20 protein-coding genes are annotated in these 19692 nt (G+C 60.4%); 14 read left to right on the forward strand and 6 right to left on the reverse strand.

The features are described 5' to 3' along the window. Positions 1-131: 131 nt before the first annotated feature. Positions 132-854, forward strand: coding sequence for a sulfate transporter family protein (locus GA0061102_RS20145; RefSeq protein ID WP_092852524.1), 723 nt, complete (start codon positions 132-134; stop codon positions 852-854). Here the strand turns inward: GA0061102_RS20145 and nth are convergent. Then, positions 851-1630, reverse strand: a complete 780-nt coding sequence (nth, locus tag GA0061102_RS20150; protein ID WP_208858671.1) for an endonuclease III — start codon at positions 1628-1630, stop codon at positions 851-853. The two genes, GA0061102_RS20145 and nth, sit on opposite strands and share 4 nt — an antisense overlap. A gap of 22 nt (positions 1631-1652) precedes the next feature. Here nth and GA0061102_RS20155 point away from each other — a divergent pair, with 22 nt between their 5' ends. Both GA0061102_RS20155 and GA0061102_RS20160 read left to right on the forward strand, forming a co-directional pair. Beyond that, positions 1653-2156, forward strand: coding sequence for a DUF2244 domain-containing protein (locus GA0061102_RS20155; RefSeq protein WP_167668027.1), 504 nt, complete (start codon positions 1653-1655; stop codon positions 2154-2156). Positions 2157-2267: 111 nt separating this feature from the next. Further along, positions 2268-3140, forward strand: coding sequence for a methylated-DNA--[protein]-cysteine S-methyltransferase (locus tag GA0061102_RS20160; protein ID WP_092852528.1), 873 nt, complete (start codon positions 2268-2270; stop codon positions 3138-3140). Positions 3141-3417: 277 nt separating this feature from the next. On the opposite strand, the gene GA0061102_RS20165 is transcribed toward GA0061102_RS20160, so the two are convergent. Then, positions 3418-4407: a sugar-binding transcriptional regulator gene (locus GA0061102_RS20165; protein WP_092852530.1), complete on the reverse strand. Its 990-nt coding sequence runs from the start codon at positions 4405-4407 to the stop codon at positions 3418-3420. A 503-nt stretch (positions 4408-4910) separates the two neighbouring features. On the opposite strand from GA0061102_RS20165, the gene tal reads away from it, so the two are divergent. After that, complete coding sequence (gene tal, locus GA0061102_RS20170; protein ID WP_092852532.1) at positions 4911-5876, forward strand: transaldolase; 966 nt, start codon at positions 4911-4913, stop codon at positions 5874-5876. Between the two features lie 333 nt (positions 5877-6209). Here the strand turns inward: tal and GA0061102_RS20175 are convergent, their stop codons facing one another. The 4 genes from GA0061102_RS20175 to GA0061102_RS20190 form a co-directional block, all read right to left on the reverse strand. Further along, a complete protein-coding gene (locus tag GA0061102_RS20175; protein WP_092852534.1) occupies positions 6210-7367 on the reverse strand; it encodes a CaiB/BaiF CoA transferase family protein in 1158 nt (385 codons plus the stop codon). Position 7368: 1 nt separating this feature from the next. Further along, a complete protein-coding gene (locus tag GA0061102_RS20180) occupies positions 7369-7914 on the reverse strand; it encodes a MaoC family dehydratase (RefSeq protein WP_092852536.1) in 546 nt (181 codons plus the stop codon). A gap of 31 nt (positions 7915-7945) precedes the next feature. Continuing rightward, positions 7946-8782 carry an amidohydrolase family protein gene (locus GA0061102_RS20185; protein ID WP_092852538.1) on the reverse strand — a complete coding sequence of 279 codons (837 nt, stop codon included), beginning with the start codon at positions 8780-8782 and terminating at the stop codon, positions 7946-7948. Between the two features lie 65 nt (positions 8783-8847). Next, a complete protein-coding gene (locus GA0061102_RS20190) occupies positions 8848-9639 on the reverse strand; it encodes an IclR family transcriptional regulator (RefSeq protein WP_092852571.1) in 792 nt (263 codons plus the stop codon). 214 nt (positions 9640-9853) lie between these two features. Between GA0061102_RS20190 and GA0061102_RS20195 the strand changes: the two genes are divergently transcribed. The 10 genes from GA0061102_RS20195 (at position 9854) to GA0061102_RS20245 (ending at position 19359) form a co-directional block, all read left to right on the forward strand. Further along, entirely contained in the window at positions 9854-11137 is a 1284-nt protein-coding gene (locus GA0061102_RS20195) for a type 2 periplasmic-binding domain-containing protein (protein ID WP_425348549.1), read from the forward strand. A gap of 186 nt (positions 11138-11323) precedes the next feature. Beyond that, complete coding sequence (locus GA0061102_RS20200; RefSeq protein ID WP_092852541.1) at positions 11324-12217, forward strand: carbohydrate ABC transporter permease; 894 nt, start codon at positions 11324-11326, stop codon at positions 12215-12217. A 2-nt stretch (positions 12218-12219) separates the two neighbouring features. Then, the gene (locus GA0061102_RS20205) at positions 12220-13086 is read left to right on the forward strand and encodes a carbohydrate ABC transporter permease (protein WP_092852543.1); all 867 of its coding nucleotides are present in this window, start codon (positions 12220-12222) and stop codon (positions 13084-13086) included. Positions 13087-13091: 5 nt separating this feature from the next. Then, positions 13092-14189, forward strand: a complete 1098-nt coding sequence (locus GA0061102_RS20210; protein ID WP_092852573.1) for an ABC transporter ATP-binding protein — start codon at positions 13092-13094, stop codon at positions 14187-14189. Between the two features lie 11 nt (positions 14190-14200). Continuing rightward, a complete protein-coding gene (locus tag GA0061102_RS20215) occupies positions 14201-15313 on the forward strand; it encodes a mandelate racemase/muconate lactonizing enzyme family protein (RefSeq protein WP_092852545.1) in 1113 nt (370 codons plus the stop codon). A 13-nt stretch (positions 15314-15326) separates the two neighbouring features. Beyond that, entirely contained in the window at positions 15327-15656 is a 330-nt protein-coding gene (locus GA0061102_RS20220) for an L-rhamnose mutarotase (RefSeq protein WP_092852547.1), read from the forward strand. A gap of 195 nt (positions 15657-15851) precedes the next feature. Next, the gene (locus GA0061102_RS20230) at positions 15852-16925 is read left to right on the forward strand and encodes a Gfo/Idh/MocA family protein (RefSeq protein WP_092852551.1); all 1074 of its coding nucleotides are present in this window, start codon (positions 15852-15854) and stop codon (positions 16923-16925) included. 3 nt (positions 16926-16928) lie between these two features. Next, entirely contained in the window at positions 16929-17390 is a 462-nt protein-coding gene (locus GA0061102_RS20235) for a MaoC/PaaZ C-terminal domain-containing protein (RefSeq protein WP_092852553.1), read from the forward strand. Beyond that, positions 17387-18520 carry an extracellular solute-binding protein gene (locus GA0061102_RS20240; RefSeq protein ID WP_092852555.1) on the forward strand — a complete coding sequence of 378 codons (1134 nt, stop codon included), beginning with the start codon at positions 17387-17389 and terminating at the stop codon, positions 18518-18520. The genes GA0061102_RS20235 and GA0061102_RS20240 overlap by 4 nt, the downstream gene beginning before the upstream one ends. Before the next feature lie 107 nt (positions 18521-18627). Then, complete coding sequence (locus GA0061102_RS20245; protein ID WP_092852557.1) at positions 18628-19359, forward strand: SDR family oxidoreductase; 732 nt, start codon at positions 18628-18630, stop codon at positions 19357-19359. Positions 19360-19692 lie beyond the last annotated feature (333 nt).

Genomic DNA, 19692 nt, shown 5'->3' on the forward strand with positions numbered 1-19692 from the left:
AAACATATTATCCTAAACTTTATTACAACGATACATTTTTTTAATTGAGCATACTCACCAATTCGGCGGGATATTGATATTGGTGCGATCGTTTCCTAGGTGTCGGATTATCCGCCACGAGGCCCGACCGAATGATTCTCCTTGCTGCCCGCCTTGCCTTCGAAAATCTCTTTGCGCCGGAGACCCGCAGGGTTTTCTGGAAGGTTCTCGGCCTGACGTTGGTCGCGCTCGCCGTGCTTTGGTTTGCCTTGCGCGGCGCCTTCAACTCCTTTGTCCTGCCGTGGCTGCAAGGCTTCCTGCCGTCCACCGCGGACTGGACGGGCTGGCTCACGCTCTTCCTTGCCATTTTCGCTGGCATCGCATTAGCATTGGCCATGGCGCTGCTGATCTCGCCGGTCACAGCGCTGCTCGCCGGCCTCTTTCTCGATGATGTCGCTGAAGTTGTAGAAAAGCGCGATTATCCTTCCGATTCGCCCGGAACGGCGATGCCGATCGCCTCGGCGATGAAAAGCTCGGTGCGGTTTCTTGGTGTCGTCATCGTCGGCAATATCGTGGCGCTGCTGCTGCTGTTCATTCCGGGCGTCAATCTCGTCGCTTTTTTCCTGGTGAACGGTTATCTGCTCGGCCGGGAATTCTTCGAATTCGCTGCCATGCGTTTCCGCTCGCCGGACGAGGCGCGGGAGTTTCGTGTCAAACACGCTTTCACGGTGTTCCTCGCCGGTCTGGTGATCGCGGCCTTTCTGGCCATCCCATTGCTCAATCTGCTGACGCCGCTGTTTGCGGCCGGGATGATGGTGCATCTGTACAAGCTGATTTCACACAAGGAGGCGAGTGTGCGGGTCCGGCGTTCTTAGCTTGCGGCTTCCGAGCCGATGACTTGCGCCGGCAGTTCGACCAGCGGTGCCGGGATATCCCAGGTCTTTTCCGGCGAGCGGCAGAGGTCGGCAATGACGCAGCGTTCGCATTCCGGCTTGCGTGCCTTGCAGCAGTAGCGTCCGTGCAGGATCAGCCAGTGATGCGCATGGTAGAGATATTCGTCGGGGATGATCTTCATCAGTCGCTGTTCGACCTCGTCCGGCGTCTTGCCAGGGGCCAGCAGCAGCCGGTTGGCAATGCGGAAGATGTGCGTATCGACAGCCATCGTTGCCTGGCCGAAGGCCATGGAGAGCACGACATTCGCGGTCTTGCGCCCGACGCCCGGCAGGGTCACCAGCTCTTCACGCGTCCGCGGCACCTCGCCGCCGAAATCCGTGATCAGCTTTTCCGATAGCGCCACGACGTTCTTTGCCTTGTTGCGGTAAAGGCCGATCGTCTTGATGTATTCGCGAATGCGTTCCTCGCCGAGATCCAGCATCTTCTGCGGCGTGTCGGCGACGGCGAAGAGGGCGCGCGTCGCTTTGTTGACGCCGGCATCGGTCGCCTGCGCCGAAAGCGCGACGGCAACGACGAGCGTGAAAGGGTTGACGTGCTCGAGTTCGCCCTTCGGTTCCGGCCGCTGGATGGAGAAGCGCCGGAAGATCTCTTCCAAGTCTGCCTTGGAATAGAGGCTTTTTGCGGCCGGCTTGCGGCCTGCAGTCGCATTTGACTTTTTCACGGTTTGGGCGCTGGATTTGATCTTGGGATTTGCCATGAACGACCTATACTCAAGTCCTATGACGGAACGCAACGCCGATACGGCAGCAGACGGCAACAGGCCGGTTTTTGCCGCCGAATTGTTTCCCCATCGCTCGCTTGGACGAAAGGGGTTCAAGGTCATGCTGGCCTTGGCCGGCATCTCCTGCTTCTTCTACGGCATCTTCTTCGTCGCGTGCGGCGCCTGGCCGATCGGCATTTTCTTTGGTGCCGACTTTCTCCTGCTCTATGGCGCCTTCTGGCTGAATTATCGCTCCGGGCGCGTGCGCGAAGAGGTGACGGTGTCGCGCACCAACGTCTCCATCCGCAAGTTCTCGCCAACAGGGCGGATGGTGGAGCACGATTTCAATCCGTTCTGGACGCGTTTCCTGGTTCGTCGCCACAGCGAGATCGGGGTCATGTCGATGCATGTCCGCGACAGAAGCCACGACACCGATGTCGGCTCCTTCCTCAACCCCGAAGATCGCGAGAGCTTTGCCAAGGCCTTCAAACGCGCGTTGGCGACCGTCACGCAGAGGATATGAGCAGGCAGAGCGAGGCAGGCCGATCACATTTTCGCAGAGAGGCCACTTGCGCAAGAATCGGGTGGTTTTAGCCCTCTTGCCGTGGTTTTCTCCTTTCCAAGGAGAAAGATCATGAATGCGATTGCACAGTTGAAGAAAGACATCACCCCTGAAGGTCAGGACTACGAGACCGTTCGGGAGGTCATTGAGCTCATCACCGAGGAATATCGCGACCAGCCGTCGCTGGAGATGCTTGCAGACCGGCTCGGCCAATCACCGACCCAATTGCAGAAGACGTTTACGCGCTGGGCCGGGTTGTCGCCCAAGGCGTTCCTTCAGGCCGTCACGCTCGACCATGCCAAGCGGCTTCTGCGCAAAGAGGATCTGCCTCTGCTGGAGACGTCTTTCGAAGTCGGCCTTTCCGGTCCGAGCCGGCTGCACGATCTTTTCGTGACGCACGAGGCGATGTCTCCGGGCGAGTGGAAGGCCAGGGGCAGCGGTCTGGTGATGCGCTACGCGTTTCACATCTCCCCCTTCGGCCTTGCCTTGATCATGGTCACCGATCGCGGTCTTGCCGGCCTTGCCTTTAGCGACTCCGGCAATGAAAAGGCCTGCCTGGCAGACATGACCTGCCGCTGGCCGAATGCGCAATTCATCGAGGATCCGCATGCAACCGCTCCCTATGCGGCGCGCATCTTCGAGCGTTCGAACTGGTCGAGCGACCAGCCGTTGCGGGTGGTGCTGATCGGCTCGGATTTTCAGCTTCGCGTATGGGAAAGCCTCTTGAAGATCCCGATGGGTCGTGCCGTGACCTATTCCGACATCGCCAAGGATATCGGCCAGCCGACGGCGATGCGCGCCGTCGGCGCGGCTGTCGGCCGCAACCCGATCTCCTTCGTCGTGCCCTGCCATCGTGCACTTGGCAAGAACGGCCAGCTCACCGGTTATCACTGGGGCTTGACGCGCAAGCGGGCGATGCTGGGATGGGAATCAGGGGATGCGTGAGGGTGTGTGTGCCTTCGGAAGCCCCGAGTTTGCCGTGCCTGCGCCACCCCCCTCTGTCGCTATCGCGACATCTCCCCCACAAGGGGGGAGATTGGTAATTCGCGGCAGCCTCTCGCTTCAAAGCAAACATTGCGTCTGCTGAAATTACCATTGTTGAGCATTTGGTAGGGGCAACCGCAAACTCCCAAAGATCTCCCTCCTTGTGGCGGAGATGTCACGAAGTGACAGAGGGGGGTGTGCACTGTCACCAAATTCGGAGCCAATGGCGAGGCTGCCCTCAAGCAGCCTTCGCCATAGCCATCTGCAGCAGCGCCTTCGCCGCGCTTTCATCCGTAATCAAAGTATTGCAGCCGATGCGCTTGATGGTGGCGCTGATCGCCTGGGCGCGATGGGCGCCGCCGGAGGAAATGACGATATGCTTGGCTTTCTTCAGCGTATCGAGATCGACGGACATCACGCGCTTGTTGATGGGGTGATCGACGGAATTGCCCTCGGCGTCGAGGAAGTTGAACATGGTGTCGCAGACGCAGCCTGCTTCGATCAGCTCTTCCAGCTCGCGCTTCGAGATGAAGCCCTCAGACAGCGAGGTCGATTGCGGACCGATATCGCCGCAGCTGACAATCGCAAGATCGAGGTTTTCCGCCAGCCGGTAGATCGCTTCGAGGCCGCATTTTTCGATGAGATTGCGCTTGGTCTCGACGGAGTCGACCAGAAGCGGCGCCAGGAACATGTAGCACTCCGCGCCGAGTTGGCTCGCCAGGCGCCATGTATAGTCTATCGGGTTGGTCTGATGGACGGCGACGATGCCGCCGAGCAGGGAGACCACCTTGCAATTGTCGCGGCGAGTCGGGCGGAAGCTCGCAAGCGAGGCCGTCATCGTCCGGCCCCAGCCGACGCCGATGGTGGAATTGTCTGGAATGGCTTCCGTCAGGAACTGGCCGAGCGCCAGGCCGACGCTTTTTGCCTGGGCGTTGACATTGCCGCCGGCCGGCTCGGGGACGACGATCGCCTCGTCGAGGCCGTAGGTGCGCTCGAGCTTGATCGCCAGCTCGACGCAATCGTCGATACCTTCGGTGATCCAGATCTGCACTTCGGCGCGGCGCATGGCCTCATCAAGCAGGCGGATGACGGTGGTGCGGCTAATGCCCAGCTGTTCGGCAACGTCCTTCTGCGTCAGGCCCTGGTTGTAATAGAGCCATGCGGCGCGAAGTCTCAGGGACGAGGTCTCCGAATAGGCGGTATGGGTTCCGCGTCTCAGTTTGGCCACAGGTCCTCCGAAATGATTGTCGCATGCGCCTTTTAGGGTCATGATCACCCCGGAAAACGAAATGGGGTGATGGCGGATGACAGGAGCAGGCGGGATCGGCTCTTCTGCTGCCGATATTCTATGACGTGAAACTTATGTCAATCGAATTGCACAAATGTCCTTGACTTTTCGGTGCGAGATTGCTGATAGTCGGCGGTGAGGAATTCGGTCTTGTCCAGTCGAGGAGGACAATGTGCGAGTGCTGCTGCGAGCAAGTGCCAGGCCGGACGGGGAGCCATATAGGGCGCCCGGTGCCGGTGAAAAGCTTGTTTGCGGAAGGTTGTCTCCTGATCGCTCGGCCGCTCACCGGAAATGGAACTTTCGCGCTTTTTATCCCGTTACCGAAACATAGGAGAAGGAAGGCTGCACTCCCCTGACGCCTTCGAGTCCGCCCGACGAAAAGACCGGATCTGCTGCCCGATACCTCCCATCCAAATGGGCTTCATTCAACAAGGATACCTGTTATGACTTCCAAGCTTGATCAACTCCGCGCCATGACGACGGTCGTGGCCGATACCGGCGATATCGAGGCAGTCGCTCGCCTGAAGCCGGTGGATTGCACCACTAACCCGACCATCGTGCTGAAGGCGCTCGGCACCCCGATGTTTGCCGATGCGATCAAGGAAGCTGTGGCCTGGGGCAAGAAACAGGGCGGCACGCCGGAAGCTACCGCTGCTGCTGTTGGCGACCGTCTGGCGATCTCTGTGGGTGCAGCACTCTCCGCCCTTGTTCCCGGCCGTGTCTCGACGGAAGTCGACGCCGACCTGTCCTTCAATACCGAAGCGTCGCTCGCCAAGGCGCGTGCCATCATCGCGGCCTACAAGGAGCGCGGCATCGAGCGTGACCGCATCCTGATCAAGCTTGCTTCCACCTGGGAAGGCATCCGTGCGGCCGAAGTGCTGCAGAAGGAAGGCATCGACTGCAATCTGACGCTGCTCTTCAGCAAGGCCCAGGCGATTGCCTGCGCCGATGCCAAGGTATTCCTGATCTCGCCTTTCGTCGGCCGTATCCTCGACTGGTACAAGAAGTCGACCGGCAAGGACTACACGGCTGAGGAAGATCCGGGTGTCGTCTCGGTGCGCGACATCTATCACTACTACAAGTCCAACGACATCAAGACGATTGTCATGGGCGCCTCCTTCCGCAACACCGGCGAAATCGAAGCGCTGGCCGGCTGCGATCGCCTGACGATCAGCCCGAACCTGCTCGACGATCTTTCCAAGGACGAAGGCAAGCTGGAGCGCAAGCTCTCGCCGGAGAACAAGGGCTCCGCCGGCAAGATTGCCGTCGACGAAAAGACCTTCCGCTGGATGATGAACGAAGACGCAATGGCAACCGAGAAGCTCTCCGAAGGTATCCGCGCCTTCGCCAAGGATCTCGGCACGCTGCGCGCCATGGTCAGCAAGGAACTGCAGCTCGCTGCGGCCTAAGGTGATCTTGCTTCTCTTTTTGGAGAGTGGTTCGTTAAGAGGGGTGTCGCAGGAATGCGGCGCCCCTCTTGTGTTTCGACGATAGATCGGGACTTCGAGCGTGCCGCGCCTGTGATACCCCCTCTGTCCCTTCGGGAGATCTCCCCCACAAGGGCGGAGATCGTTGGGGCGCATCATTCAGTCCGCAAGGCAAGGTATAATAGCTCAGCCAATACGATGCCCATTGTTTTGCAATGGCAGCGCTACAGGTTACCAATCTCCCCCCTTGTGGGGGAGATGTCACGATAGTGACAGAGGGGGGTAAGATCGGTGCGGCAAACGGATAGGAAGATCCTACCGAAGGAACTCCGCCCTAATCTTCTCAGACTGGCTACCAATCGTCGGTGCAGCTAATCCATCCTTATGTCTGACACCATTGACCCGGATCGGGCTTGCCGTCGTTCGCACCGACACGCCATCCTCGCGCGTGACGGTTTGCAGCATGTCCAGCTGGCGGAAGGCGGCGCTTTGCAGCAGTTTCGGCCAATCCAGCACTTCCGCCGCCCAAATGTCGGCGGGCTCCAACAGGGCGAGCCATTCCCGAACCGTCTTCTCGTGCAGTCGGCCGGCGAGCAGGCTCTTGATCTCGTCCCGGCGCTGGAAGGCATCATCTGGCGTGTAATCGGCTAGGGCCGGCAGATCGAGCAGCGGCGCTAGCTTTGCCAGCGGCATCATCGCCAGCGCCAGCCAGCCATCGGCGCAGCGATAGACGCCATAAGGCGCTGCGAGATAGGCGTGGGCGTTTCGCACGGTGGATTTCTTGGGCAGGCGGCCGCCATCGTTCAGGTGCGTGGTCAGCACCTCGAACTGGAAATCGACCAGCGCTTCCAGCAGGCTCGTCTCCACATGCACGCCGTGCCCGGTTACCCCGCGTCGCACCAGCCCCGCGAGAATGGCTTGAACGAGGAGGTTGCCGGCCAGCATATCGGCGACGGCGAGCCCGAAGGGTACAGGGCCGTCATTGGCCTCGCCGTTCAGCCACATGGCGCCGGAGCGGGCCTGCGCCAGCAGATCCTGCCCGGGAAAGTGGCGCCATTCATTGTCGGGGCCGTATCCGGTGATGCTGCCATAGACGATGCGCGGATTGATTGCGGTAACGGAGGCGTAATCGAGGCCTAGCCTTTCGATGACGCCGGGGCGGAAATTCTGGATGATGACGTCGGCCTTGGCGATCAGCGTCCGCAATTCCTGCAGATCGGCCTCATCCTTCATGTTGACGGCAAAGCTCTCCTTGCCGCGGTTGATGGCGTGAAACAGCGTGGAATCGCCGCCGATCTCGGTGTCGCTGAGATAGAGCCGGCGGCAGAGATCGCCGCCATCGGGCCGCTCGATCTTGATGACGCGTGCCCCGAGATCGCCGAGCCGCAGGGCAGCCATCGGGCCTGCCAGAAACTGGCTCATATCCAGCACGGTGATGCCGGAGAGCAGACCCTCTTCGTTTTTCGTATTCATCTCAAACTTTCAGCGGCGGTGCGTCTGCCGGCCGGCCATTCTTGTAGCGCACGGTCTGGATATGCTCGCAATAGAGCACCAGTTCGCCTTCGCCCTTGAACACCTCGTAGGAGGAGCGGATCAGGCCGAGTTCGGCATATTTCGGCTGCTTATCCAGATTGGTGCGGATGGTGTAGATGGTGTCGCCAATGAAGGTGGGCTTGATGAAGCGCAGCTTGTCGTAGCCATAGGAAAAGGCGTTGACGCAATTCGTGGCGACGAGCCCGAGGCCGGCGGAAAAGACGAAGGCGCCGGCCACGAGCCGTTTGCCGAACAGCCCTTCGGTTTCGGCGAAGATCTGGTCGCTGACGTAAGGGTGCATGTCGAGCACCAGCGCGTTGAACTGCTGGGACTCGCCCTCGGAGATCGTGCGGCGCAGCGAGCGGATCTTGTGGCCGACTTCGAAATCCTCATAGAACCAGTTTTCCGAATTCCAGACAGGGATTTCGGCGTGATCGGCCGGCATGGTTTTCGGATGGGTGCTGGATACGCCGACGGTGGCGGTCATGGCATTGTCTTTCGATGGAAAACCGCCGGTCTCAGAGAGACCAGAGGCGCTTGGCATTGAGGTGATAGAGCCGGTTGCGTTCGTCGGCGCTTACGCCTTGCATGAGAGCATGGGTGGCGGCGATCCATGTGGAGAGATTGCCGCCGAGCGTGCAGACGGGCCAATCGCTACCCCAGATGACGCGATCCCAGCCGAAGCTTGCGATGCAATGTTCGACGAAGGGACGCAGCGTTTCCGGCGACCAGCTGTCGGGATCGGCATAGGCGACAACGCCGGAGATCTTCACGGTGACATTCGGTCGTTTCGAGACTTCGGCGATACCTGCCGACCAGCTTTCGATAAGCCCATCCTTCACTGCTGGTACGCCGCAATGATCGAGGATAAAGCGGACATTGGGATTGAGGTCGATGAGCACGATCGCTTTGGATATCTGATGCGGCAGCACGCAAAGATCGAAGGTGAGCCGCGTGTTGCCAAGCCGCTTCAGGTTTTCGCGGAAGAGCGCACCCTCGGAGACATCGTCCGGCACGACATGCAGAACGCGACGGAAGCCCTTGACGAAGGGGTCGGCGAGTACGCGTTCGAGATAGGTGGGGAAGTTCGTGCTTTCGGGACGGCAGGCGGCAACGGCGCCGCGCAGCAGGCTGCCCGGCTCGCGGCTCAGGCCTTTGACGTAATCTGTTTCCCGCTCGATATCGTCTTCGGCGACATCGACTTCCATGTGAAGCGTATCGGTAATTCCTAGGCGCTTGGCTTCCCGCGCGTAGTCTTCGTAAAGGCTGTCGCGATTGAGCGCACCGGCCTCAGCCAGCCAGGGATAAGCGAGGCGTTTCCGGTCGACGATGTGCAGATGGCTGTCGAAAAGCATGGCGTTCCTCCCATACCTGCTTGCCCAACATATACTCACAGAAGAATAATTTATTCAAATAAAAATTATAGCTCAGCCTTGTCCATGGTACCGGCCACGGTTTCGGAGATCTGCTTTGCCGCTTCCCGCACGTATTCGACAACCTGCTCGCGCGTCGGAGCCTTCGGATTCACGGGCTCGATATAGGGGCAGGTGAGGGCGGCAAGCGCATTGCCATCCATCGCCAGAACGGGCGCTGAAATGTTGTGCACGCCGCTCGTCTGCAGGCTGCTCATGGTTTCGAAGCCCTTGTCGCGGATCGCCAGCAGCTTCTCCTCGAGATCGGCGGGCGGTTCCTCGGGATCCTGCTCCTGGCGCCTTTGCTCGTTGATCATCATCTGGCGCTGCTTTTCATCCCGGAATGCCAGGAGAATATGGCCGGAGCCGGTATTGTAGAGATTGATCTGTGCGCCGACGCGGATGGAAATGCCCCAATAGGTCGGCGAATCCTGCTGGGCGATGACGACGACCGAGCCGCGGTCGTAGATCGCCAGATGACAGGCCTGCTCGGCGCGGTTGGAGAATTCGCGCATCAGCGGCGTTGCGAAGGAGACGAGGCGGCGCACCGGCGCATGATAATGCGCAAGGCCGAACAGCTTCAGCGTCAGATAGAAGCGGTCGCCGTCCTGTCTCTGCACATAGCCGCGCCGCACCAGGCGATCGAGCATACGATAGAATTCATTGGGGCTCTTGTTGAGCGCCTTGGCAATTTCCGCCTGCGTCAGGCCGCCGTCTATGGTTGCGAGCAGCTCCAATATGTCGAGCCCCTTGTCTAGGGCCGGCGCGCGATAGCGATCACTGTCGTCTTCTACACTCATCAGCAAGTCCCCCATGCGAAGAAACATGAATCATCATTCATATATAAATGAATGCATTTTACAAGCGCGCGATCTCGGCTTGACGGCCAATGAATAAGATGTTTACTTATAAATCATTGATCCATATTTGGGTCGAGAGGGCAGTCGGACAAGGGGTCCGATGTTAATGGGAGGAATTTCGATGAGGAATTGGAGGGCCGGTCTTGCTGCCGGCATGATGGCATTGCTTGCAGGCACCTCGGTCTTCGCTGCCGATCTGCCGGGCAAATTTCCGGGCGTGACGATCGACGCCAAGCTCATCGGCGGCCAGCAATATGAGCCGCTCTACGCGCGCATCACCGAGTGGGAGAAGGCGACGGGCGCCAAGGTCAACATCCTGTCCAAGAAGAACCACTTCGAGCTCGACAAGGAAATCAAGTCCGACATGGCCTCGGGCAGCATTTCCTGGTGCGTCGGCTCGAACCACTCGTCCTTCGCACCTCAGTACCCTGACCTTTATACCGACCTCGGCAAGCTGCTGCCGAAGGAAGAAATCGGCCAGTTCGTCGATTCGACCATCCAGGCATCCACCATCGACGGCCGCCTGGTCATGCTGCCGCGCGCCCAGTTCGACGTCTCGGCGCTCTACTATCAGAAGAGCCTCTACAAGGACGACGCCAAGAAGAAGGCCTTCAAGGACAAGTACGGCTACGATCTTGCGCCGCCGAAGACCTGGAAGGAAGTCTCCGACCAGGCGACGTTCTTCGCCAATCCGCCGAACTTCTTCGGCACGCAGTTCCCCGGCAAGGAAGAGGCCATCAACGGCCGTTTCTATGAAATGCTGGTCGCTGAAGGCGGCGAATATCTTGGCAAGGACGGCAAGCCTGCCTTCAACTCCGAAGCTGGCGTGCGTGCGCTCGACTGGTTCGTCAACATGTACAAGGCCAAGGCCGTTCCTGCCGGTACGACCAACTATCTGTGGGACGACCTTGGCGCCGGCTTCGCTTCCGGTTCCGTTGCGCTCGATCTCGACTGGCCGGGCTGGGCGACCTACTTCAACGATCCGAAGTCCTCCAAGGTTGCAGGCAATGTCGGTGTCGTCGTGCAGCCAGCCGGTTCGTCCGGCAAACATACCGGCTGGTCCGGCCATCATGGCTTCTCGGTCACCGAATCCTGCGCTCACAAGGATGCTGCCGCCTCGCTCGTCTGGTTCCTGACCAACGACGATTCGCAGAAGCTCGAAGCTGCCAACGGCACGCTGCCGACCCGCAAGACGGTTTGGGAATGGGATATCCAGAAGGCTGCCTCCGACCCTTACAAGAAGGAAGTGCTGAGCACTTTCCAGGAAGCCATGAAATATGCCTTCCCGGTTCCGCGCACGCCGCAATGGATCGAGATTTCGAACGTTGTCTATCCCGAGCTTCAGGCCGCCATTCTCGGCGACAAGAGCTCCAAGCAGGCGCTCGATGCCGCTGCCCAGAAGGCAACCGATGTCCTGAAGGACGCCGGCGCGCTCTAAGCGATGCAATCGAAGTCCCGCGCTTTCGAGAGCGCGGGACTCCCGCAATCTGACTTCGAGAATGGCTTTCGACCGGTGCCGCGAGGGGCTGATCGGCGCTGCCGGTTTCGTGCCGGATCTCGTCCCAAGCAATCCATTCCACGCAGTCCGGGCCACGCTGCCGAGGAATGCCGACAGGTGCAAACCATGTTCAAAAAGATATCTCCACCGGTCCTGCTTCTTCTCCCGGCGATCGTCGTCCTTGTGGCCGTGGTGCTGTTTCCGCTGCTTCTCTCGTTCTATTCCAGCTTCACGCCGTTTCGCCTGACAAAGCCGGCCACGCTCTTCACCTTCATCGGTCTGCGCAACTACACCCGCATTCTGACGGATCCGGTGTTTCTGGCGGCGTTCGTCCGTACCGTGGTGCTGCTGACCATCGCGCTCAATCTGGAAATGCTGCTCGGCCTCGGATTGGCTCTCCTGGTCAACAAGGCGACGCACGGCAAGCGCATCCTGCGCACGCTGATGATGTTTCCGATGATGTTCTCGCCGGTACTCGTCGGCTTCCAGTTCAAATTCATGTTCAACGACAACGTCGGCATCATCAACAATGCGCTGCAGTCGCTGGGCATTACCAATGACGCCATACCCTGGCTGATCGACGGCAATCTGGCGCTGCTGTCCATCGTTATCGCAGAAGTCTGGTCGTCGACATCGGTCTTCGCGATCCTCATCCTCGCCGGGCTGCTCGCCATGCCGCAGGAGCCGGTGGAGGCTGCCAAGGTCGACGGCTGCACCAGCTGGCAGACCTTCCGTTATGTCACCTGGCCGTTCCTGATGCCGTTTGCCTTCATCGCCATGACAATCCGTTCGCTCGACGTCGCGCGCGCCTACGACATCGTCAAGATCATGACGGATGGCGGGCCGGCGCGGCGCACGGAGCTGATCTGGACGCTGGTCGGGCGCACCGCCTATGCCGATGCGCAGATGGGTCTCGCCAACGCCATGGCCTATGTCTCGATCTTTCTGTCGATCGCCTTCACAGTCTATTTCTTCCGTAAGCTGGCGCTTGCCCGCACCCAGATCGGAGCCGAGTGGTAATCATGGATCGCAACGCTCAACAACGCCTGCAGCGCCGCCTCTGGAACATCGCCTATCTCATCGGCCTTTTCCTCGCGATGCTCGTCATCTGCCTGCCCGGCTTCTGGATCATCATCAGCTCGCTGCGCCCGACCGTGGAAATCATGGCGAAGCCCGCGGTCTGGATCCCGCAGGAGCTGTCGCTCGAAGCCTATCGCTCCATGTTCGGTGGTGTGGGGCAGGGCGGTATTCCCGTCTGGGATTATTTCCGCAACTCGCTGATCATTTCCATCACTTCGACAGCGATCGCATTGGTGATCGGTATGTCCGGCGGCTATGCCTTTGCCCGCTTCCGTTTCCGCGGCAAGTCGGCGGTGTTCCTCGGGCTGATGCTGACGCGCTCCGTGCCTGGTGTCGCACTGTCGCTGCCGCTTTTCATGGTCTATGCGCGGCTCGGGATTATCGACACGCATTTCGGCTTGATCCTCACCTATGTCGCGCTCAACGTGCCCTTCACGATCTGGCTGATCGACGGCTTCTTCCGGCAGGTGCCGAAGGATCTCGCCGAAGCCGCGCAGATCGACGGCTGCACGCGCTGGCAGGCCTTCTGGCAAGTGGAATTTCCGCTTGCCGGCCCCGGCATCGCGTCCGCTGGCATCTTCGCCTTCCTCACCTGCTGGAATGAATATGCCTTGGCCTCGCAGCTGACGCGCTCTGTCGATTCCAAGACGCTGCCCGTCGGCTTGCTCGACTATACGGCCGAGTTCACCATCGATTGGCGCGGCATGTGCGCACTGGCAGTCGTGATGATCATTCCGGCGTTCGCTCTCACTTTCATCATTCAGAAGCATCTGGTGTCGGGTCTGACATTCGGTGCGGTCAAAGGTTGATCTCCATGGCTCAGGTTTCTCTTAAAAAACTCGTCAAGCGCTATGGCGCCCTGGAAATCGTCCACGGCATCGATCTCGACATCGCGGACAAGGAGTTCATCGCGCTCGTCGGCCCGTCCGGCTGCGGCAAGTCGACGACGCTGCGCATGATCGCCGGCCTGGAGGAGGTTTCCGGCGGCACGATCGAGATCGGCGACACCGTCGTCAACGAGCTGCCGCCACGCGACCGCAACATCTCTATGGTGTTCCAATCCTATGCCCTCTATCCGCATATGACGGTGCGCGAGAACATGGGATTCTCGCTGAAGATCGCCAAGCAGCCGCAGGCTGAGATCGATAAGCGGGTGAACGAGGCAGCGGCCATTCTCAGCCTCGAAGCCCTCATGGATCGCCGCCCGGCACAGCTTTCCGGCGGCCAGCGCCAGCGCGTCGCCATGGGCCGCGCCATCGTGCGCCAGCCGGAGGTCTTCCTGTTCGACGAGCCGCTGTCCAACCTCGATGCCAAGCTGCGCACGCAGATGCGCACCGAGATCAAGAAGCTGCATGCCAAGGTGCAGTCGACGGTCGTCTATGTCACGCACGATCAGGTGGAGGCGATGACGCTGGCGGACCGCATCGTCATCATGCGCGACGGCTATATCGAGCAGGTCGGCACGCCCGACGAAGTGTTCAAGCGGCCTGCCACGCGCTTCGTCGCCGGCTTTATCGGCTCGCCGCCGATGAATATTGAAGAGGCGACGCTGAAGGCGGGAGAACTGGTCTTCAAGAATGGCGATCGGCTGCCATTGCCCGGCCAGTTTGCCGGCAAAGTCAATGAAGGCGAAACGGTCGCCTTCGGCCTGCGGCCCGACGACATCTTCCCGACAGGACACGGCCTGCATTCGGGCGCGGAATCGGCGGTCTACGAGCTGACATTGCCGGTCGCCATCACGGAGCCACTCGGCAACGAAACGCTCGTCTTCGTCGAATTCGCAGGACGGGAATGGGTGTCGCGCATGCTCAATCCGCGCGGCTTGAAGAGCGGCGAACAGCTGAAGATGAGCTTCGACCTCAGCCAGGCGCACCTCTTCTCCGTCGAAACCGGCAAGAGCCTGGCAAATTAAGGATCCGACCCGTGGCACGTATCGAAAAAATGGAACTGCGCATGGTCGACCTGCCGCCGAAGGTGAAGCGGACGGATGCGATCCAGAGCTTTGTCAGCCAGGAGACGCCGATCGTTACCATCACCGACAGCGACGGCGCCGTCGGCACCGGCTACAGCTATACGATCGGCACCGGCGGCTCGTCCGTCATGCGGTTGCTCTCCGATCATCTGGTGCCGCTGCTGATCGGCGAGGATGCCGACCGCATCGAGGCGATCTGGCACAAACTCGAATTCGCCACCCACGCGACGACCATCGGACCGATTACCGCGCTGGCGCTCGCCGCCGTCGATACGGCGCTGTGGGATCTGCGGGCCAAGAAGCAGGGGCTGCCGCTCTGGAAACTAGCCGGCGGCGCCAAGGACCGGTGCCCGCTCTACACAACCGAGGGCGGTTGGCTGCATATCGAGAAGGAAGCTTTGGTCGAGGACGCCTTGCAGGCGAAGGCCAAAGGCTTTTCCGGCTCGAAGGTGAAGATCGGCAAGCCGCACGGCTCGGAAGATTACGACCGGCTTGCGGCGATGCGTCTGGCGCTTGGCTCCGGTTTCGAGATCATGACGGATTGCAATCAGGGCTTTACCGTCGACGAGGCGATCCGCCGGGCGGCGCGGCTCGAGGAACTGGACCTCGCCTGGATCGAGGAGCCGCTGCCGGCTGATGATCTCGATGGCCATATCCGGCTGACGCGATCGACGCCGACGCCGATTGCGGTTGGCGAATCCATGTATTCGATCCGGCATTTCCGCGAATATATGCAGAAGGGCGCCTGCTCGATTGTCCAGGTCGATGTTGCACGCATCGGCGGCATCACGCCGTGGCTGAAGGTAGCGCATGCGGCCGAAGCCTTCGATATTCCGGTTTGCCCGCATTTCCTGATGGAGCTGCATGTCAGCCTCACCTGTGCAGTGCCGAACGGAAAATATGTCGAGTACATTCCGCAGCTCGACGATCTCACCACCAAGGGCATGGAGATCGTCGACGGCAAGGCGCTTGCGCCCTCCGAGCCCGGCATCGGCATCGAATGGGATTGGGATGCCGTAAAGGCGCGCTCGATCGGCGAATTCACCCGGGAAATCCACGGCTGAGGAGGAACTGGCCATGCAGCGAATGGGTATGGTGATCGGCCTGGAGCCGGCCAAGGTCGCGGAATACAAGGCGCTGCACGCGGCTGTCTGGCCCGAGATCCTGGCGCTGATCTCCGAGTGCAACATCACCAACTATTCAATCTTCCTGAAGGAGCCTGAGAACCTGCTCTTCGGTTACTGGGAATATGTCGGGACGGATTTCGAGGCCGATATGCGCAAGATGGCTGCCAGCCCGAAGAACCAGGAATGGTGGTCTGTCTGCATACCCTGCCAGAAACCGTTCGAAACCCGTAAGGAGGGTGAGTGGTGGGCCATGATGGAGGAGGTGTTTCATCATGGATGACTTTCAAGGCAAGCCCCTCACCCTAGCCCTCTCCCCGCAGGCGGGGAGAGGGGACGATCTACTTTGGAGCATGCTTTCGATCCTTGCAAAGGTGAGGGACGACAGAGGCGGCATCCGTTTCCTTCTCCCCTTCAAAACGGGGAGAAGGTGGCCGACAGGCCGGATGAGGGGCGTCCCGCGACCGGAGCTGAATTCATGACCGTCGATCTCCAATCTCTCCGCCAATGGTGGCCTAAGCCTTCGAATCCGCGCCCGATCGTGATCTTCGGCGCCGGCAGCATCGTCGGCGACGCGCATCTTCCGGCCTATAAGCAAGGTGGCTTTCCGGTCGCGGGCCTTTACGATCTGAACGCCGAAAAAGCGGCGGCGCTGGCCGCTCAATGGGGCATTCGCGCGTTTGCCTCCGAGGCCGAGGCATTGGCCGTCGAGGACGCCATCTTCGATCTGGCGACGCCGCCTGCGGCACATGCCGCGATCCTTTCGAAATTGCCGCGCGGTTCGTTCGCGCTGATTCAGAAGCCGATGGGCAGCGATTTTGCAGGGGCTACCGAGATTCTGCGGGTCTGCCGCGAGCGCGACCTCAAGGCGGCGGTCAATTTCCAGCTTCGTTTCGCGCCGATGATGCTGGCGCTCTATGATGCGGTGGAGAAGGGCTATCTCGGCGAGCTTGTCGATTTCGACGCCTGGCTGGCGCTTGCCACCCCCTGGGGGCTGTGGCCGTTCCTGAAAGGCTTGCCGCGGATCGAGATCGCCATGCACTCGATCCACTACCTCGATTTCGTTCGCGGGCTGCTCGGTAATCCGCAGGGCGTGCATGCGAAGACCATCGGTCACCCCAACCACGATGTCGCGCAGACCCGGACGGCGGCGATCCTTGACTATGGCGACAAAGTGCGCTGCGTGCTCTCGGTCAATCATGATCATGATTTCGGCCGTAAGTTCCAGGCCTGCGAGTTTCGCATCGCCGGCACCAAGGGGGCGGCCTATGTCAAGCTCGGCGTCAATCTCGACTATCCGCGCGGCGAGCCGGACGAGCTGTGGATACGTCCCGCTGATGGCGCCGAATGGGTGGAGGTGAAGCTCGAAGGTGCCTGGTTCCCGGATGCCTTCGTCAACCGCATGGCCAACCTGCAGCGCTTCGCCTCGGGCGAGGACAAGGTGCTGGTCGGCTCGGTCGAAGATGCCTGGCAGACCATGGCGCTGGTCGAAGCAGCCTATCGGTCGAGTGCCGCTCCGGCGACGCCGATTGCCGAACTTCCGAAGGCTTGAGGAATGTCTGAACAAACGATCTATTTCGAAGACTACGAACTCGGCCATGTCAGGGTGACTACCGGACGGACGATTACCGAGACCGATTTCGTCGTTCATGCCGGCCATACCGGCGATTTCTTTCCGCACCATATGGATGCGGAATTCGCCAAGACCTTGCCCGGCGGCCAGCGCATCGCGCATGGCACGATGATCTTCTCGATCGGCGTCGGCCTGACGGCGTCGCTCATCAATCCCGTCGCCTTTTCCTATGGCTACGACAGGCTCCGCTTCGTTCGGCCGGTGCATATCGGCGATACGATCCGCACCCGCGTCACTATCTCGGCGAAAGAGGACGATCCGAAGCGGCCGGCGGCCGGGCGTGTCGTCGAGCGTTGCGAGGTGCTGAACCAGCGCGACGAAGTCGTGCTCGCTGCCGATCACATCCTGATCGTCGGGCGCAAGCCGGCTGCGGAGAAGGCGTGATGGTGAAGCTTAAGGGAATGACCTGGTCGCATCCGCGTGGCTACGATCCGATGTTGGCCTGTTCGAAGCTCTGGCAGGAAAAGACCGGCGTCGAGATTATCTGGGAAAAGCGCTCGCTGCAGGATTTCGAGACTTTTCCGGTGGAGGAACTTGCCGCCGCCTACGATCTCATCGTCATCGATCACCCGCATGTCGGACAGATCACCCGCGAGAACTGCCTGTTGCCGCTCGAAGATGCCGCCCATGCGGATGAAATCGCAGCGATCGCAGCAGGCACGGTTGGTCGCTCCTATCCAAGCTACAACTGGCAAGGCCGGCAATGGGCTTTTCCGATCGATGCCGCGACGCAGGTGCAGGCCTACCGCGCCGACCGCTTGAACGGGCCGGTCAAGAATCTTGCCGAGTTCGTCGCGCTCGCTGAGAAGGGCAAGGCGATCCTGCCGATGCGGCCGCCGCATTCGCTGATGACCTTCATATCGCTGTCGGCTCATCTCGGCACGCCCTGCAATATCGAAGGCCCCGACTTCATCGCAAAAGCCGATGGCGAAGCGGTGCTTGACTGGATGGTGCGGATCGTCGCCGTGATGGATGTCCGCTGCTACGAGATGGACCCGATCGCCGTGCTCGATCTGATGAGCCAGCCCGACAGCCCTTACGATGTGTCTCCGTTCGTCTACGGTTACGTGAACTATTCCTTTGCCGGGTTCCGGCCGGCTCGGATCGCTTTCGCGGATATGCCCATCATCGATGGGCGCGCGCCGCATGGCTCAGCACTTGGCGGTACGGGCATTGCCGTATCGGCCCGCACGCAGGCCCCGGAAGAGGCGAAGGCATTTGCGCGCTGGATTGCCGGCGGGCCGGTACAATCAAGTATTTATGCCGACAGCAATGGTCAGCCCGGCCATGCCGACGCCTGGGTCAGCGACGCGGTCAACGCGCCGGCGCTCGACTTTTACCGCAACACGCGCGCGACGCTGGAGGGCGCCTATGTGCGGCCGCGGCATGACGGCTACATGGCATTTCAAAGCGAGGCATCCGAAGTGATTAGCGATGGACTGCGAACGGCCACGCGGCATACAGTTCTCATCGACAAGCTCAACCGCCGCTTCGCGCAGTCCTTCGAGGTCTAGGGAGAGGCTGCGCCAACTGATTGTTATTGCATGATCTTATCCGAGGTACTGGTCGCGTAGGCTACCAGCATGGATGGGGTCATAGTCCCGAGGAAAGGATCAGGATTATGGGTCACGGGTTGGAAGGCAAGAAGGTCGTCATCACGGCGGCCGGGCAAGGCATCGGCCGGGCATCGGCGGAGCGCTTCATCTCGCTTGGCGCGCATGTCTACGCCACTGACATCAATGAGCAGACGCTTTCGACGCTCGAAGGTGCCAGCAAGCATGTGCTGAACGTGCTCGACAGCGCCGCAGTCAAGGCTTTCGCTGAGGAGCTCGGCCCGGTCGACGTGCTCTTCAATTGCGCCGGCTTCGTGCACTCGGGAACGATCCTCGACTGCGAGGAAAAGGATTGGGATTTCTCCTTCAACCTCAACGCCAAGGCGATGTACACAACCTGCCGGGCCTTCCTGCCGGGCATGCTGGAAAAGGGCAAGGGCTCGATCGTCAACATGTCTTCGGTGGCTTCCAGCGTGAAGGGCGTGCCCAACCGCTTCGCCTATTGCGCTTCCAAGGCGGCCGTCATCGGGCTCACCAAGTCGATCGCCGCCGATTTCGTTTCCAAGGGCATCCGCGCCAATGCCATTTGCCCCGGTACGGTCGACAGCCCCTCGCTGCACGAGCGGCTGCGGGCAACCGGCGACTACGACAAGGCGATGAAGGACTTTATTGCTCGCCAGCCGATGGGTCGGATCGCGACCGCCGAGGAGATCGCCGCGCTGGTGACCTATCTCGCCGGCGACGAAGCGGGCTTCACGACAGGTCAGACCCACGTCATCGACGGCGGCTGGACGGGCTGAGGCTTCATCTCATGCGTCAGAGGCCCCGTCTTGCGGGGCTCAGACTGCTGACAAACCTCTGGCTTTGGCCGGAGGTTTTTGATTCTCATGTCCGTTTTCAAGAGTTTGGGCATAGGTTTTTCTTGTCGCCTTTTTCAGCGTCGACGAGGGACAAATATGCTGCCTATTGCAGGACGCGGCGGCATTGAGACGACGGTTGATCAGACTCTGATGCGCGGGTTGAATACCGCAGGACCGTGGTTCGTCTCGGGCCTTCCTCTGTCTCACATGGCGCGTGTTGCCGTTTCAGGCTCGCAGAATCACAACGAGGGTTGCCCTGACCGGCCGCCACGC

It is taken from the genome of Martinezella miluonensis (genome assembly GCF_900094545.1).
Lineage (GTDB): Bacteria > Pseudomonadota > Alphaproteobacteria > Rhizobiales > Rhizobiaceae > Rhizobium > Rhizobium miluonense.

Coding starts and splice junctions, on each gene's coding strand:
- GA0061102_RS20205 (WP_092852543.1), top strand. CDS start 12,220: ATGGATCGCAACGCTCAACAACGCCTGCAGCGCCGCCTCTGGAACATC.
- GA0061102_RS20195 (WP_425348549.1), top strand. CDS start 9,854: ATGATGGCATTGCTTGCAGGCACCTCGGTCTTCGCTGCCGATCTGCCG.
- GA0061102_RS20185 (WP_092852538.1), bottom strand. CDS start 8,782: ATGCTTTTCGACAGCCATCTGCACATCGTCGACCGGAAACGCCTCGCT.
- GA0061102_RS20230 (WP_092852551.1), top strand. CDS start 15,852: ATGACCGTCGATCTCCAATCTCTCCGCCAATGGTGGCCTAAGCCTTCG.
- GA0061102_RS20175 (WP_092852534.1), bottom strand. CDS start 7,367: ATGAATACGAAAAACGAAGAGGGTCTGCTCTCCGGCATCACCGTGCTG.
- GA0061102_RS20155 (WP_167668027.1), top strand. CDS start 1,653: ATGACGGAACGCAACGCCGATACGGCAGCAGACGGCAACAGGCCGGTT.
- GA0061102_RS20220 (WP_092852547.1), top strand. CDS start 15,327: ATGCAGCGAATGGGTATGGTGATCGGCCTGGAGCCGGCCAAGGTCGCG.
- nth (WP_208858671.1), bottom strand. CDS start 1,630: ATGGCAAATCCCAAGATCAAATCCAGCGCCCAAACCGTGAAAAAGTCA.
- tal (WP_092852532.1), top strand. CDS start 4,911: ATGACTTCCAAGCTTGATCAACTCCGCGCCATGACGACGGTCGTGGCC.
- GA0061102_RS20235 (WP_092852553.1), top strand. CDS start 16,929: ATGTCTGAACAAACGATCTATTTCGAAGACTACGAACTCGGCCATGTC.
- GA0061102_RS20160 (WP_092852528.1), top strand. CDS start 2,268: ATGAATGCGATTGCACAGTTGAAGAAAGACATCACCCCTGAAGGTCAG.
- GA0061102_RS20245 (WP_092852557.1), top strand. CDS start 18,628: ATGGGTCACGGGTTGGAAGGCAAGAAGGTCGTCATCACGGCGGCCGGG.
- GA0061102_RS20180 (WP_092852536.1), bottom strand. CDS start 7,914: ATGACCGCCACCGTCGGCGTATCCAGCACCCATCCGAAAACCATGCCG.
- GA0061102_RS20190 (WP_092852571.1), bottom strand. CDS start 9,639: ATGAGTGTAGAAGACGACAGTGATCGCTATCGCGCGCCGGCCCTAGAC.
- GA0061102_RS20200 (WP_092852541.1), top strand. CDS start 11,324: ATGTTCAAAAAGATATCTCCACCGGTCCTGCTTCTTCTCCCGGCGATC.
- GA0061102_RS20145 (WP_092852524.1), top strand. CDS start 132: ATGATTCTCCTTGCTGCCCGCCTTGCCTTCGAAAATCTCTTTGCGCCG.
- GA0061102_RS20210 (WP_092852573.1), top strand. CDS start 13,092: ATGGCTCAGGTTTCTCTTAAAAAACTCGTCAAGCGCTATGGCGCCCTG.